Below are 14625 nucleotides of genomic sequence, written 5' to 3'. Positions count from 1 at the left end.
ATATAAAATTTTAACTTCAATGAATTATTTAATCGCTTCTTGAATACTAATTTTCTTTCCGTTTTTATAAGCAATCAGAAAAGCAGAATTATAGCCTTTAGCTTTAGCCACTTTTAAATTTTCTTTGGCAACATTATAATCTGTAGTTTCACCATAAAAATACTTGTATAAATTATTATCACGTTCCATTGAAATAAAATTCAAACCTTTAAAGTTTTTAGGTTGCAACTCTAATTGAATATAACTGGCGGATAATTGTACTTTAAAAATAGTGCCAGTCGTAGGTATTGAAGCAATCTTTGAAGTTTCATGCAAATCGACTACATCTTTTGGCTTTACAACTTCATTTTTTTCATTGTTATCTACTTTTGGTGCAGGAAAATTATCAAAACCTTCGTTTTCAAAAAACTCATTTTTGTATTTTAAAATTGCTTTTGCGATGGCTTGTGCGATATCATTTTGTCCTTCTTCCGAAACCAATATAGCTCCTTCTATAGCATTAGATATAAATCCCATCTCTACCAATACTCTTGGCATATAAGCTTTGTGTAATACCATGTATGGAGCTTGTTTTACACCTCCACCACGAATTTTTTTGCCTAAATTTTGAAACTCATTTTCAATTTTTGATGCTAATGAAATACTGTTATCTAAATATTCCTCTTGCATCAAAGTCATACCAATCATAGTTTCAGGAGAATTTGGATCAAACCCTTCATATTTTTGCTTATAATCTTTTTCGAGTGTAATTACAGAGTTTTCTTTCTTAGCCGCCTCCAAATTCGAAGCGATTTTTGTCATCCCCATTACATAAGTCTCCGTACCATCTGCCGCCAAATTTTTATTTGCATTACAATGTATTGACACAAAAATTGAGGCTCTTGCTCTATTTGCAATATTAGCACGCTCAATCAAATCAATAAAAACATCTGTTTTTCTTGTATAAATTACTTCAACTTTCTTAGAGTCTTCTAAAATTTTTCCAACCTTTAAAACGACAGCTAATGCAACGTCTTTTTCAACTCGGCCACTATATTTTGCACCTGTATCATGACCTCCATGTCCTGCATCCAAAGCCACACGAAAAACTTCAGATTGACTATAAGAAAAAAAAGAAAAAAAGAAGAAGGTAATAATAAACATTACTTTTAGACAAATCTTCGTATTCATAAATTTAAAAGTTAATTTTTATTAGGAGGCGTCCGCTATAATTTTGTTAATTGATTATTTTTGCAAAAAAATATATGTAAGTTTGGTGCTTCAAAAAGTAAGCCATCATTTTTACAAAAATAGCATTAAAACCTTTGCATACAAACTTATTTAATATCGTTTTAATATCATTTTTTCTTACACTAGGAACAACTAGTGCTTATTCGCAAGATATCAAGAAAAAGAATACTACTATTCCTCCAAAAAAGGAAATTACAAAATCAAAAGAAGACAAAACTAAAAACACAGTCCCTACTCCTACCACAGATTCAACCAAAGCAGATACAGTCAAAGTAAAAAAAGCTTTTTTGGAAGGAAAAGTAAACTACAAAGCTCAAAACTATACCAAAATAGACCAAAAAAAGAAGCTGATTACTCTTTATGATAAGGCCGAATTGTATTATCAAGACATTGAATTAAAATCAGGAATCATTGTAATGGATTACGAGAAAAACGAGGTGTATGCTGGACGAATTAAAGATTCTACTGGTAAATACACTCAATATCCAAACTTCAAACAAGGTTCGAATGTAGTTGAACCAGATTCTATTCGTTTTAATTTTAAAACAAAAAAAGCCTTGATTTGGAATTCGAGAACAGATCAAGGAGAATTTAAAATTAAAGCCGCTGTTACCAAAAAAGAAAATGATTCGGTTTATTTTCTAAAAGGAGCGCGATTTACAACTTCAAAAGATGTTGATAATCCAGAATACTATTTTCAAACTAATAAAGTAAAATTTATTCCAGGGAAAAAAGTTATTACTGGATTAACCAATATGGTCATTGCCGATGTGCCAACACCAATCGGTCTTCCTTTTGCTTATTTTCCAATGAGCAAGGAAACTAGCATTTCGGGTATTATCTTACCTAATTATAATGACTCCAATGCCCGTGGATTTTCATTACAAAATTTTGGCTATTATTTCGCTTTGAGCGATCATTACGATTTAACAGTACTTGGAGATTATTACACCAACGGTAGTTACGGAATGCGAATAGAATCAAGTTATGCCAAACGATACAATTATAGAGGAAATTTCAATTTTAGATTCGAAAACCTAATTAGTAGCGAAAGAGGTTATCCTGATTATTCTAAGCAAACCATATACAATATTCAATGGTCACATTCTAAAGACTCAAAATCAAATCCTAATTCGACTTTCTCAGCTTCGGTAAACTTAGGAAGTAGTAAATATTTTCAACAATCTATAAATGTGGTGAATTTAGGATCAAACCTAAACAATACATTGAGTTCATCAGTTTCGTATTCTAAAACATTTAACTCCATTCCTCAAGTAAGAATGTCGCTTTCTGCCACACATTCTCAAAACACTCAAACCAGCGAAATCAACATGACTTTGCCTACGCTTCAGTTAAGTGTGGATAGGATATTTCCCTTTGCAAAAGGAGATGGTATCAAGAAAGGATTTATCAAAAACATCAATTTACAATATAACTTAAACGGAAGAAATAGTTTTGTAACGACTGATTCATTATTCTTCAAACCTGAAATGTTTAAAAATGCCCAAGTAGGAATGCAACACAGTATTCCGATAAGCACCAACTTTAAGTTATTCAAATATTTTAGTGCTTCGGCTTCGGCTAATTACAATGAAGTTTGGTACTTAAAAACAATTAGAAGATTTTATGATACCAACCAAAGTAAAGTGGTTGATGAGACCGTAAATGGTTTCGATGCTTTTAGAACCTATACGTTATCAAGTAGTATTGGAACGACAATTTATGGAACTTTTAACTTTGGTAAAGACAAGAAGATAAAATCAATTCGACACGTTATGCGTCCATCCATTTCGTATGGCTACACCCCAAGCTTTGCTAAATACTACGATACCTACGCTGCTGACGCAAGTGGAACAATGATTAAACCATACACCCGTTTTGAAGGTGGAATTTACGGAGCACCAGGCCTTGCCAATTCAAACAATATTGGTTTTGATTTAAGCAACACTTTTGAAGCCAAAGTAACAGATAGTGATACTACAAAAGTAGAACCTAAAAAAATTATGTTGCTAAACAATTTAAATCTTTCTACCAGCTACGATCTTAATGCCGATGGCAAAACTACTTTGGCTTGGTCACCTGTTAGGGTAAGCGGTGGAACACAATTGTTTAAAAACAAAATGAATGTAAATTTTGGAGCTACATTAGATCCTTATGCTATTGATAATTCTGGCACCAGAATCAATATATACAACATTAATAATGGAGGTAGCTTGTTTAGAATGACGAGTGCTAACATGACCATAAATTATTCTATTTCTAGTAGTGAATTTGATGACAAGAAAAAAGATGATGATCAGGTAAAAAGAAATGGAGGAAGAGAAGATGACTTGTTTGGAAAAAGTAGAGACATTTTAAATCAAAAGAGCCAATTTGACGATACAGATGATTCCAAAGGCGAGGATGCAATAACTACATTTTTCAAATCTAAATTGCCTTGGGATATGACCTTTGCTTACTCCTTAACCTATGGAAATAATAATCGTGAAAAGAAAATCATCAACAATTCGATTATGATTTCTGCCAATGCCGATTTAACGCCAAAGTGGAAAGCGGGAATTTCTACAGGCTACGATTTTGTACAAAAAGGTGTAACTTTTACACAATTACGTTTTGAAAGAGATTTATTAAGTTGGAGAATGGATTTCAATTGGACTCCTTTTGGTGACTATTCTAATTGGAACTTCTTCATCGGAATAAAATCGGGTGTACTGAGCGATATAAAATGGAACAAACAGCGAGTAAACGACAGAACGATACGATAAAATCTTTATTATGAAAAAAATTATTTACACAGACAAAGCCCCATCACCGATTGGTCCTTACAATCAAGCCGTTTTAAAAGGAGACACGCTATATACTTCAGGACAAATCGCCATTAATCCAACAACTGGAGAACTAGTCACAGAGAACATTAAAGCAGAAACCGAGCAAGTAATGCAAAACATGAAAGCGGTCTTAGAAGCAGCAAACATGACTTTTGAAAACGTAGTAAAAACCAGTATCTTCATTATGGATATGAACGATTTTGGTGCTATCAATGAAGTATACGGTTCTTATTTTAACGAAAAAACCGCTCCAGCACGTGAAACGGTTCAAGTGGCATGTTTGCCAAAAAATGTAAATGTAGAAATCTCTATGATTGCTGTGCTATAGCATATAGTAACAACTGAGCAGTAGCTCCATTCGTTGCCAACGGTACATTGTGTACATCACAAACCCTGATCAACATATTAATATCTGCCTCGTGTGGGTGACTGGATAGCGGGTCCTTAAAAAAAAGTACCATATTCGTTTTTCCTTCACCTACTCTTCCGGCAATTTGAGCATCACCCCCAAGCGGTCCCGAAAGCATTTTTTTTACTTTAAAACCAGCTTCTTCCGCTTTACCACCAGTTGTTCCAGTTGCAATTAGCTTAATATTTGAAGAATCTAGAATTGATTTGTTTTTGATTAAAAACTGAACCAATTCTGATTTCTTTCCATCGTGTGCAATAATAGCTATTTCCATTGTATTAACTATTAGCCACGTGATATGCAATTAACCCATCAATAGGTCTACGCAACACATTACCTAATTTCATTTCATATTTATCAAAGGTCACTTGCAATTCTTCTCTCAAATAGAAAGCAATAGAACCAACAAAATGAACCGGAACTTCTTGATAATTATCAAATTGCTTGATATAATTTTTCACGAAAGACTTCATTCCTTTGTAGATGATTTTTTTGCAGAATTCTTCTTCTTTATGTTTGATTAAAAACTTTGCAAAAGTTGCCAAATACGCATTGGGATTAGGCTCTTTGTATAATTTACTTTTAATAAAATCAGGATCAACATTATATTCCTTTTCGAATTCTTCAGCAATATGTTTTGGCATTTTATTAAAATAATACTTTCGAATTAGTTCTTTTCCAAAAACATTTCCACTACAATCATCCATAATGATGTATCCTAATGATTGTACTTTTTGATGTAATTTTTTACCATCAAAGTAACTACAATTTGAACCAGTTCCCAAAATACTAACGATTGCTTCTTCTCCTTTTGGTGTAGTAGCATATACCGCAGCATAAGTATCTTCTTCTACCGTTACAATTGCATTTGGAAAATAGTCTTGAAAAATAAGAGTTAAGGACTCTTTCATTCGAGCTGTTCCGCAACCAGCACCGTAGAAAAACAAATGAGTTGCTGTTTTTTTGTTTTGTAAAATATCGAAACGATCATTCAATCGACTAATAATTTCGTGACCTTCTAAAATTTCAGGGTTTAATCCAAGTGTTTGGGTTGTGAATAGAACTTTTCCTTTATCGTCAATTGCAATCCAATCTGCTTTTGTTGAACCACTGTCTACTATTAATTTCATATACTTTTTTTTGAATTTGGTTTTATATACAAAAATACACAAGAAAGGGATTAAACCTTCTTGTGTGCTTTTGTATAAACAAAAAGATTCCAAAAGCTAGTGCTTCTGGAATCTTGCTTATCTTCTTATTTTAAACCTGCAATATGAACAGACAAGTCAATCAATTTGCTTGAATATCCATACTCATTATCATACCAAGATACTAGTTTAAAGAAAGTTGAATTTAAACCAATTCCTGCAGTAGCGTCAATGATTGAAGTTCTTTTATCAGAGATGAAATCTTGAGAAACTACAGCATCTTCAGTGAATCCCATAATTCCTTTCAAAGTAGTTTCAGAAGCTGTTTTCAAAGCAGCCATAATTTCTTCGTAAGTAGTTTCTTTTGCTACTTTTACTGTTAAATCTACTACAGAGACGTCTGCTGTTGGAACACGGAAAGCCATACCAGTTAATTTTCCATTCAATGAAGGGATAACTTTTCCAACAGCTTTTGCAGCTCCAGTAGAAGATGGGATGATGTTGATAGCAGCAGCTCTTCCACCTCTCCAGTCTTTTCTAGATGGACCATCACATGTCATTTGAGTAGAAGTAGTTGCGTGAACAGTTGTCATCAATGCTTCAACTATACCAAAATTATCATTGATTACTTTTGCTAATGGAGCTAAACAGTTTGTTGTACAAGATGCATTAGAAACGATAACATCAGATGCTTTAGCTGTTTCATGATTTACTCCCATTACAAACATTGGTGCATCAGCAGATGGTGCAGAGATAATTACTTTTTTAGCACCTCCTTTTATGTGTTCGTTAGCAGTTTCCAAAGTTGTAAAGATACCTGTACACTCAGCTACTACGTCTACATTAACTTCATTCCATTTTAAGTCTGCAGGATTTCTCTCTGCTGTGATTCTAATATGTCTTCCGTTTACATATAATTGACCTTCTTTTACCTCAACAGTACCATCAAATTTACCGTGAACTGAATCATATTTCAATAAGTAAGCTAAGTGATCAACGTCTAATAAATCATTGATTGCTACTACTTCTACATTATCTCTATTGAAAGACTCTCTAAAAACAATTCTTCCAATTCTTCCAAAACCGTTTATTCCTAATTTTACTTTTGACATTTTTACTTAATTTAAATTATTTTTTATTTTATTTGTTTCTATTGTAGACTAAATCGACATAATATCCGATACACGTAGTAGCTCTCTGTCAATTTCTGTATGTCCTTTAATTGCTTGTTCAAGTGGTGTTAGCTCAATTTTATCATTCAATAATCCCACCATGAAATTTGTTTTTCCTTCAAGAATAGTTTCTACAGCTTTCACACCAAGCCTACTAGCTAAAACCCTATCAAAACAAGAAGGAGCACCACCACGTTGCATATGACCTAAAACTGAAACACGAACATCATATTCAGGGAAATTAGACTCTACATAATCTTTTAATTCAAAAACATTTTTACCTGTTTTATCACCTTCAGCTATTACAACAATACTTGATGTTTTACCTGTAGATTTACTTTTCTTTAAAGAATCTAATAATCTTTCTAAACCTAAATCTTCTTCAGGAATTAAGATTTCTTCTGCTCCTGCTCCAATTCCTGCATTTAAAGCAATATGCCCTGCATCTCTACCCATTACTTCAATTAAGAACAATCGATTGTGTGAACTTGCAGTATCTCTAATTTTATCAATTACTTCTACTACTGTATTTAAGGCAGTATCATAACCTAAAGTATGACTTGTACCATATATATCGTTATCAATTGTTCCAGGAATCCCTATAACAGGAAAGCCATATTCAGTATTGAATAATAGTCCACCCGTAAACGAACCATCACCTCCAATAACTACCAAAGCTTCAACACCTTCTTTAACTAAATTATCATACGCTTTTTTACGTCCTTCAGGAGTTTTAAATTCAAGTGAACGAGCTGACTTTAAAAAAGTTCCTCCTTTATTGATAATATTATTTACACTTCTAGGACCTAATTCTTTGAAGTCACCTTCAATCATCCCTTGATAACCTCTATAAATACCCACACATTCTATGTTATGAAAGGCACAAGTACGAACAACAGAACGTATTGCAGCATTCATGCCTGGGGAGTCACCTCCAGAGGTAAGTACACCTATTTTTTTTATTGTTTTTGACATTTTTTAAGTATTAATATGTAAATTTACTAAACATAGACTACTTTTAATAATATCTTATTATATTTTTAATAAAAGAACCTAAATTCAAACGTTTTCGTTGATAAGTTTTGTTTTTAGCAAAAAATATTCATTAATTTTCAACAAAAACCATTAAAATAGTTTTTTTTTGCGTTATTGACAAAAAAGACAAAAATCACACTAATCAATTCATTCGCAATACCTTACATATCAAAGCTTTTTTTGTAACTAAAAGTTATTTTTACAAAGTGACACTTTAAAAAAATAGAAGAAAATTGGGTAAGAACAAAAAAAAAGACCTATTCAAAAGCTTACACTTTATGAATAGATCTTTAATAATTGACACTTAATAAAAAAAGCTATTTTGTTAAACTTAATATATTTAAAGTCAATAAGTCGTCTCTTTTTCCTTTACACATTTACTATAATTGCTTGATTATTTCTTGAAAATGTTTTTTTTATATCTTTGAAAAAAAACTTTATGTACAAATTACTTGCTCGAATCAACAAAATACTTTTGCCAAGTTTTACCAAACGAGGTTTAGATATATCAAAAGCTAAAAAATGGCAGATGGCTATTATTGGTTATCGTTATTATGTAACCAAAAGAGCTCTTGAATAAATACTTTACTTTACGTTATATTTAGTAAGTAATAGCTGCGAAGATATTGTTCTGTCCTAATTTTTCTCTTCCATTTAAAAAACTAAGTTCCATAATAAAATTACATTGAACTATTACTCCACCTAATTGTTCTACCAATTCACACACTGCCTTTGCCGTTCCGCCAGTGGCTAAAACGTCATCGTGAATAAGTACTCTATCCCCTTTTTGTATAGCATCAACATGAATCTCTAATGTGTCTGTACCGTATTCTAAATCGTACGTAGCCGAAATTGTATCAAAAGGCAATTTATTTGGTTTTCTAACAGGAACAAAACCTGCATTTAACTCTTGCGCAAGTAGCGTTCCAAAAAAGAAGCCTCTACTTTCTACTCCAATTACTTTGTTTATACCTTTATCTCTCAAGGTCGAAACCAAGATATCCAAACATTCTTCTCTTGCAGAGGTATCAATTAATAACGGAGTAATATCTTTAAATAAAATTCCCTCCTTAGGAAAGTCCTGAATATCACGAATGTACTTATCGACTGTCATTTTTTTTTATTTTTATACAATTTTACTCTTGCAAGTTACACATTTATTCCTATATTTGCACCCGCAATAAGGCACTAGTACTTTTTTTAAAAAGTCCCCTTATAAAGCAAAAAAGGCCTCGTGGCGCAACTGAATAGCGCATCTGATTACGGCTCAGAAGGTTACTGGTTTGAATCCAGTCGAGGTCACTAAATAAAAAAACGCTTAGGCGAGATACTTCCAGTAAAATGGTTAAGTATCTCGCCTTTCGCCATTTACACCTAACCCTAAACCCGCATACGTATGTTAAGTATTCAAAAAAATGCTCCACACTTCCCAACAAGCTTCCCAATGAATTATAGTGGGAAGTTAACCGCGAAAATAGTAATGAAAAAAGATTACGTTCGCACAGATGGCACTTGCGCTTTGTACTTGCAAATTTTTTTAAACAAAGAGAAAAAGAAGATTGCCTGTAATATATCCGTGAAACCTGAAGAATTTGATCCTATAAAACAAAGGATTAAAAGTAAAAAGCCACAACATAGAGATTTGAATCTCATTATTGAAAAAATGTTGGCCGACATCAATAGAATTGAAATAAATTACCGATTGTCTGGAATACCTCTGACACTATCAAAATTATTAGAAGAATACGAAAACCCTTCTTCAAGAACTGATTTCATTACTTTTTGGGAAAACGAAATGACCAGACAAAAGGATATTTTAAAACCTACCACTTACAGACAACAAAAAACGATGTTGAATAAAACTAAGGATTTTAAAAACCCGCTGCCTTTTAATGAAATCAATGAAGATTATATTCAGGATCTTAAAACCTACTGCAAAAAGAAACTTAAAAACACTGATTCGACTATTTCATCATTGATCAAGTCTTTTAAAAAGTACCTGCATATTGCCAACAGAAGGGGAATCGTCACTCCTATTAGTTTTGAAGACATCAAAAACAAACAATTCCGCGGAAATAGAACCTTTCTATCACCAGATGAAATTGTGAAAATTTATGATTATTGGGAATCGAATTTTATAAACGATAATTACAAAAGTATTCTTGACCGATTTTTGTTTTCTTGCTTCACTGGATTGCGCTTTTCAGACATTAAAGCCTTAACACATGATAACATTATTGAAAAAACTATTGTATTTACAGCAGCTAAAACGAATAAGTTTCAGCGTATACCAATGAATACTTCCTGTATGAAATTCATCCATAAGGATAAAGTTTTCAAAGACGATTTTACCAATGAATACATTAATAGAGAATTGAAGGAAATTGCTAAACTTTTGGGAATTCGAAAAAAGATTTCATTTCACGTGGCCAGACATACATTTGCAACCAATTTTCTTATTTGCGGGGGAAGGGTTGAGCATTTGCAAAAAATACTGGGGCATTCTAAAATTACAGATACAATGATCTATGTGCACATCGTTGAAAATATAACGGACATACAAATTCACAATATGGATGATATCCTTAAAAAAAAGCCTCTTAATTGAGGCTTTTTTTAGAATGTAACGGTTTGAAGATGCAGTTTTACGTTGAAGTTTCCGTTTACTTTTTCTTCTTGTTGTATATCCAAAACAATATAATCCTGTTTATCGATATACACTCGGTTTAATTTGGTGATATTGTTGATTTCGATTTCTGTTAATGGTCCTTCAATTTCTACCACAGAACCATTAAGACGAAATTTCAATGTGTTTTTCCAAAAGAATTCCCTTATACCGGTTACCCCTTCTAATTTTAGCGTTTTACCTGAAAATTCATCAGCTACATAAGGAAAATCTTCGTGGTTGTACAAAATCAATCCAACGCCTGTTTTCGATTCTAAATCTTCTGACAAATCAGCGGTATAGTTTAAAGGAATGTATTTGAATTTTGAAGATAATATTTCTACATTTTCAGATTTCTGGGCTACATAATCAAAACAACCTTCTTTAGTTATCCACAAAGCAGCATCTTCATCATTATCATATTTCAATAAAAAAGCTTCGAATTGCGGTTCGTCAAATGATTTTATTGCAAATGATTTTTTTAGTTTATAGCTTTCACCAGTCGCAATTTTATCTTCATAAATGTTTAAGGTCAATTTTTTCCTTAAATCATTGGGAATAATTTCAACGTTGAACATATTTTGCAAGGCATTCAAATAGGTTCCAAATGTCCAATCAGGCAAATAACGCCCTAACGCAATTGTTGGATGCTGTTCGTAAAAAGTCTTTTCTTCTCCCTTTGAAACTGTCAATGTGTAACTTGAAGGAAGTATTCCATTGTATGTATGAAATTCAAAATACATATTACCAGCTCCATTATAAGTTATTTCTTTTGTTCCTTTAACAACAACTGAAGATTCAGTAATTCTAACCACACGAAAAACTTTTTGTCGAAATGGAGTTATTACTTTATCAACGCTTAATGAATAATAAGTAGTGAAAATATTCGGCAAAGGACCATTGAAAGTAAATTCATAATTAACCACATAAGTTCCTGCTGATGGAATTGCTTGCACTTTGGTATAATTAGTGCCGGAACCAGTAAATACAACATCAACTGGAGCCTTTTTTAATGCAATTTCGGTAAGATTGTTTTTGAAAGAAAGAAATAAAATTCTCTTTATAAAATCATTATCATAAAATGAACCTTCTGCTGAATACCCTATGCTTTGTAAAGCATAAAACAAAGGAGCCAACAAATACACTTGTGGCATAGCCACATTAATATTATCTACTGTAAGGATTTCGAATTCATTTTCGGTATAGCTGTTATTGGCAAAAAAACTAGTATCCTCTGCAAACAAATTAACCTCTCCGGTATACTGATACCATTCATCATCATCTGCCAAATCAACACCAAATTTATTTATCCACTGCATCGTTGGGAATTGCCATTTTACATTTGGAAATCCTTGATTTATAAAACTAAGCGGATAAGTTGACCAATGTTCACTTCCTGAAATTGCCTGATCAGCAGATTCAACAAAAGGAACTGGAGAAGTTTCACCAGGTATAACCGAAACGGTAGGCATAAATTCAGATATTTTGACATCAATGATGTTCAATAGTTCTGAAGCATATTTTAAGTTACACTTTCTAAAACCATTCAGATAAGAAATAACTTGAAGTTTGCCAAAGTATTTTTCTCCACTATCAAAAACAGTAACATCGATGAATTTTGTCTTGTTGATTGATGTTAATTCTCTAGTACCTATTGCCTTTTTTGTTTTACTGTTTTCAATGATTAAAAAAGGTACAACAGAATGAGATATTTTGAAATTACGACTTAAAGCGGTATTTTCTTTTTTCACAGAAAGTGTTTCCTTAACATAATCAAGTTCTAAATCATTGGCTATTATTTTTATAGCTGCCATTCCCTAAAGTTTTTGAATCATTAAGGTAACAATATAAGGTTGCATTTTGTCAAAAGGTTGATTTCCAGCAACTGTTGTTAATTTTCTTGCACCATTTGAATTGCCGGGAGAAGTAATTAAAAAATCACCTGGATCACCAGTGTCATCACTTGAACCTGTAAACGGTACATCTATTGCTGGTAATTGATTTTTGTTGATCATTTCTTCTTTTGCTCCTCCAGTAAATCCAATAGTTGGATATGTATCACCATATCCTATTGAAGTTCTCCCTACTCTATCTTTTGTTCCGTTTAAGCCATTACAAATAGCCCAACCAACACGCTCATTAATACCTAAACCAGTAGCATCAAAATTTTCCAAAAGGTAAGCAGTTGTGCAATCAACTTCCTTAATATCTCCTGTTAGAAATACAGAAGTGGAAAAAGCGTTAAAAATTGTTCTTACTTCTTCGGCGGTGTTCTTTTCTCCAGTTCCTAGAGCAGCAATCAAAGTTTGAAATTGTGCTAATGTAGCCATCTTATTATTTTTAGGTTAAAAAATCATTTTCAATAAAATCACGTTCGTCCCAATCTGGTAAAATAGCATTAAGATAAATATTATCTAGTGCTCCATTAGGGATAAATGTGAATGTCAAATCTTGTGAATAGCTGTGTTTTTTATCACGGTATTGCAGTTCTTTTTTAGTTGCATTCTGAATTCTTCTGTAGGTGTTATTTACTTTTAATAGCACTTCATAAGATGTGATTATTTGATTTACCAATGGCCTTTCATCCATAAGCATCAAGCCCGTATTAATGACATAGGTTAGTTCTTCATTGATCTCAGAAACGCGATAAGTACCATCTATTTCCTGATAGTCTGAAATTTTCAATCCATTAGACACTTCCAATTCACCATCAATGTAAGCTGGAATGAAATAGCCATAATTGTTTTTGAAAAATAACTCCTTTACACTGAAATTAGGGTAACGCATTAAGCGGTATTGCATTTTTTTTGTACTCAAACCACAAGTGATTGTAGTTTCGAAATAGATTGTGTCTTTTTGAAGTGCAACGGTTGACAAATCAAATTGGTATTCGAATATTTTTTTGCCTGTAAAAGCTGCAATTGTTTGTGTATTGAGAATATTTCCAAAATTATCTTTTACCTGAACCGTTACCGACTCATCAACAGCACGAATGAAAAAAGGAAATATCATTTTTCCGTTTGATGGAATTTGTAAAACATCAGGAATAACGCCCAAAGTTTGAACCTTGGTAGTATCATCAAAATACACTGGATTTACATTATACATTAACCAAAAATCAGGTAAAGTGGCTGTATCTACTATAGTATCAGAACCAATTAAACGTTCTTCGATATGAATGCTAATCTTTTTGATAAGATTTGTTTTTTCAATCAATTTGTTGACTGTAAAGGGAACAAATTCATTTTCGTAGTATGGATTATACAATTTAGCGATGTCTTTAACTGCTGTAAAGGCATCTTTTCTTGACCAGCCTTGCGTATCAAACAACTCATCATCTACATAAATTAGTGCTCTAAAATAATACCCTGATCCATTAGAAGATTGAATTTCTATTTCGGTATTATTAGCATCTAGCAAAACTCTGTCTACAGCTGGTTTTTTGACTAATGTGATCATAATTTTATATTATGTCACGAATTTAGTGGTGTGATAGGTGTAATAATAGGACATAAAAAAACCTCTCACATTGGAGAGGTTTAAATATTAAAGCAAGTATTACCAATCGCTTTTTTTACTTGGAATCGAATCTGACATAAAAAAAGAAAATAGCGATTCATTAAGTTTATTGAAATGTGAAGTTAATTTTTCAGGCATATATTTATAATTCCCTTTTATTGTTCCATTTTTTTTGTAATAAGATGCTACAGAGTTAGTATCTAAAGGAAAATCCTGCCAACCTCCAGTTCCATATTGATTTGGAGCAATATAATATTTAACTTCAATTACATCAAATTTATACTTTCCTTCTTTAAATGAAATTTCTACCTGATATGTAGTTCTATATGTAAAAGTCATTAAATTACTAAATGTGACTAAATCTGGAGAAGAACCTTCAAATCTTATATAATCATTTTCTATTTGAGCTTTTAATACTTCTTTTGGGTTATTATAAGTTACCGCTAACCAATCAATTGATTTTTTATAAAGCTCGCTTTGAGTTTTACCAGGACATTCTTTTACTATAAAATCAGTAAATCCTTCATTAGTAAAAATGAACTTATCATTTTGGCTATAGGTAACAGCGCAAAAAAATAAGAAAAACAATAGTTTTTTCATATTTGTAATTTTTTAAAGT

Annotated in this window: 13 protein-coding genes, 1 tRNA gene and 1 pseudogene; 5 read left to right on the top strand and 10 right to left on the bottom strand. The window is 32.2% G+C overall.

Features of this window, described 5'->3' with window-relative positions; all coding sequences use genetic code 11:
• Nucleotides 1–24: 24 nt before the first annotated feature.
• Nucleotides 25–1170 (bottom strand): N-acetylmuramoyl-L-alanine amidase family protein, encoded by a 1146-nt coding sequence (locus ACZ1AQ_RS10965; RefSeq protein WP_489632946.1) that lies wholly within the window; start codon nt 1168–1170, stop codon nt 25–27.
• Nucleotides 1171–1252: 82 nt separating this feature from the next.
• Here ACZ1AQ_RS10965 and ACZ1AQ_RS10960 point away from each other — a divergent pair.
• Nucleotides 1253–3995 (top strand): annotated as a pseudogene (locus ACZ1AQ_RS10960) (putative LPS assembly protein LptD).
• Nucleotides 3996–4005: 10 nt separating this feature from the next.
• Nucleotides 4006–4386 (top strand): RidA family protein, encoded by a 381-nt coding sequence (locus tag ACZ1AQ_RS10955; protein ID WP_489632945.1) that lies wholly within the window; start codon nt 4006–4008, stop codon nt 4384–4386.
• Here the strand turns inward: ACZ1AQ_RS10955 and ACZ1AQ_RS10950 are convergent.
• The 4 genes from ACZ1AQ_RS10950 to pfkA all read right to left on the bottom strand — a co-directional run bounded on the left by ACZ1AQ_RS10950 (nt 4367) and on the right by pfkA (nt 7762).
• On the bottom strand, nt 4367–4741 hold the full coding sequence (locus tag ACZ1AQ_RS10950; RefSeq protein WP_489632944.1) for a methylglyoxal synthase: 375 nt from the start codon (nt 4739–4741) through the stop codon (nt 4367–4369). The two genes, ACZ1AQ_RS10955 and ACZ1AQ_RS10950, sit on opposite strands and share 20 nt — an antisense overlap.
• 4 nt (nt 4742–4745) lie before the next feature.
• A complete protein-coding gene (locus tag ACZ1AQ_RS10945; RefSeq protein WP_489632943.1) occupies nt 4746–5597 on the bottom strand; it encodes an N-acetylglucosamine kinase in 852 nt (283 codons plus the stop codon).
• 125 nt (nt 5598–5722) lie between these two features.
• Nucleotides 5723–6727 carry a type I glyceraldehyde-3-phosphate dehydrogenase gene (gene gap / locus ACZ1AQ_RS10940; protein WP_489632942.1) on the bottom strand — a complete coding sequence of 335 codons (1005 nt, stop codon included), beginning with the start codon at nt 6725–6727 and terminating at the stop codon, nt 5723–5725.
• Between the two features lie 48 nt (nt 6728–6775).
• Nucleotides 6776–7762: a 6-phosphofructokinase gene (gene pfkA / locus ACZ1AQ_RS10935; protein WP_159684452.1), complete on the bottom strand. Its 987-nt coding sequence runs from the start codon at nt 7760–7762 to the stop codon at nt 6776–6778.
• Between the two features lie 499 nt (nt 7763–8261).
• On the opposite strand from pfkA, the gene ACZ1AQ_RS10930 reads away from it, so the two are divergent.
• Entirely contained in the window at nt 8262–8402 is a 141-nt protein-coding gene (locus ACZ1AQ_RS10930) for an SsrA-binding protein (RefSeq protein ID WP_489632941.1), read from the top strand.
• A gap of 21 nt (nt 8403–8423) precedes the next feature.
• Here ACZ1AQ_RS10930 and ACZ1AQ_RS10925 read toward each other — a convergent pair whose 3' ends face one another.
• Nucleotides 8424–8936: an adenine phosphoribosyltransferase gene (locus ACZ1AQ_RS10925; protein ID WP_489632940.1), complete on the bottom strand. Its 513-nt coding sequence runs from the start codon at nt 8934–8936 to the stop codon at nt 8424–8426.
• A gap of 114 nt (nt 8937–9050) precedes the next feature.
• On the opposite strand from ACZ1AQ_RS10925, the gene ACZ1AQ_RS10920 reads away from it, so the two are divergent.
• Nucleotides 9051–9124: transfer RNA gene (locus tag ACZ1AQ_RS10920), tRNA-Arg, on the top strand.
• A gap of 94 nt (nt 9125–9218) precedes the next feature.
• Nucleotides 9219–10430 carry a tyrosine-type recombinase/integrase gene (locus tag ACZ1AQ_RS10915; protein WP_489632939.1) on the top strand — a complete coding sequence of 404 codons (1212 nt, stop codon included), beginning with the start codon at nt 9219–9221 and terminating at the stop codon, nt 10428–10430.
• Between the two features lie 8 nt (nt 10431–10438).
• Here the strand turns inward: ACZ1AQ_RS10915 and ACZ1AQ_RS10910 are convergent, their stop codons facing one another.
• The 4 genes from ACZ1AQ_RS10910 to ACZ1AQ_RS10895 all read right to left on the bottom strand — a co-directional run bounded on the left by ACZ1AQ_RS10910 (nt 10439) and on the right by ACZ1AQ_RS10895 (nt 14606).
• Entirely contained in the window at nt 10439–12301 is a 1863-nt protein-coding gene (locus tag ACZ1AQ_RS10910; protein WP_489632938.1) for a hypothetical protein, read from the bottom strand.
• Between the two features lie 3 nt (nt 12302–12304).
• Nucleotides 12305–12817: a hypothetical protein gene (locus ACZ1AQ_RS10905; RefSeq protein WP_489632937.1), complete on the bottom strand. Its 513-nt coding sequence runs from the start codon at nt 12815–12817 to the stop codon at nt 12305–12307.
• Between the two features lie 10 nt (nt 12818–12827).
• Nucleotides 12828–13946 (bottom strand): hypothetical protein, encoded by a 1119-nt coding sequence (locus tag ACZ1AQ_RS10900; protein ID WP_489632936.1) that lies wholly within the window; start codon nt 13944–13946, stop codon nt 12828–12830.
• Between the two features lie 99 nt (nt 13947–14045).
• Nucleotides 14046–14606: a DUF4468 domain-containing protein gene (locus ACZ1AQ_RS10895; protein ID WP_489632935.1), complete on the bottom strand. Its 561-nt coding sequence runs from the start codon at nt 14604–14606 to the stop codon at nt 14046–14048.
• Nucleotides 14607–14625 lie beyond the last annotated feature (19 nt).

The organism is Flavobacterium sp. UM26, assembly GCF_057922445.1.
Note: the sequence above shows the minus strand (reverse complement) of the source record. Positions and strands in the feature narration are given on the sequence as shown.

What these genes read in the sequence shown, in the direction of transcription:
- ACZ1AQ_RS10950 (WP_489632944.1), bottom strand. Translation starts at nt 4,741, where the DNA reads ATGGAAATAGCTATTATTGCACACGATGGAAAGAAATCAGAATTGGTT.
- ACZ1AQ_RS10900 (WP_489632936.1), bottom strand. Translation starts at nt 13,946, where the DNA reads ATGATCACATTAGTCAAAAAACCAGCTGTAGACAGAGTTTTGCTAGAT.
- ACZ1AQ_RS10905 (WP_489632937.1), bottom strand. Translation starts at nt 12,817, where the DNA reads ATGGCTACATTAGCACAATTTCAAACTTTGATTGCTGCTCTAGGAACT.
- ACZ1AQ_RS10915 (WP_489632939.1), top strand. Translation starts at nt 9,219, where the DNA reads ATGTTAAGTATTCAAAAAAATGCTCCACACTTCCCAACAAGCTTCCCA.
- gap (WP_489632942.1), bottom strand. Translation starts at nt 6,727, where the DNA reads ATGTCAAAAGTAAAATTAGGAATAAACGGTTTTGGAAGAATTGGAAGA.
- ACZ1AQ_RS10925 (WP_489632940.1), bottom strand. Translation starts at nt 8,936, where the DNA reads ATGACAGTCGATAAGTACATTCGTGATATTCAGGACTTTCCTAAGGAG.
- ACZ1AQ_RS10895 (WP_489632935.1), bottom strand. Translation starts at nt 14,606, where the DNA reads ATGAAAAAACTATTGTTTTTCTTATTTTTTTGCGCTGTTACCTATAGC.
- ACZ1AQ_RS10910 (WP_489632938.1), bottom strand. Translation starts at nt 12,301, where the DNA reads ATGGCAGCTATAAAAATAATAGCCAATGATTTAGAACTTGATTATGTT.
- ACZ1AQ_RS10965 (WP_489632946.1), bottom strand. Translation starts at nt 1,170, where the DNA reads ATGAATACGAAGATTTGTCTAAAAGTAATGTTTATTATTACCTTCTTC.
- ACZ1AQ_RS10930 (WP_489632941.1), top strand. Translation starts at nt 8,262, where the DNA reads ATGTACAAATTACTTGCTCGAATCAACAAAATACTTTTGCCAAGTTTT.
- ACZ1AQ_RS10945 (WP_489632943.1), bottom strand. Translation starts at nt 5,597, where the DNA reads ATGAAATTAATAGTAGACAGTGGTTCAACAAAAGCAGATTGGATTGCA.
- pfkA (WP_159684452.1), bottom strand. Translation starts at nt 7,762, where the DNA reads ATGTCAAAAACAATAAAAAAAATAGGTGTACTTACCTCTGGAGGTGAC.
- ACZ1AQ_RS10955 (WP_489632945.1), top strand. Translation starts at nt 4,006, where the DNA reads ATGAAAAAAATTATTTACACAGACAAAGCCCCATCACCGATTGGTCCT.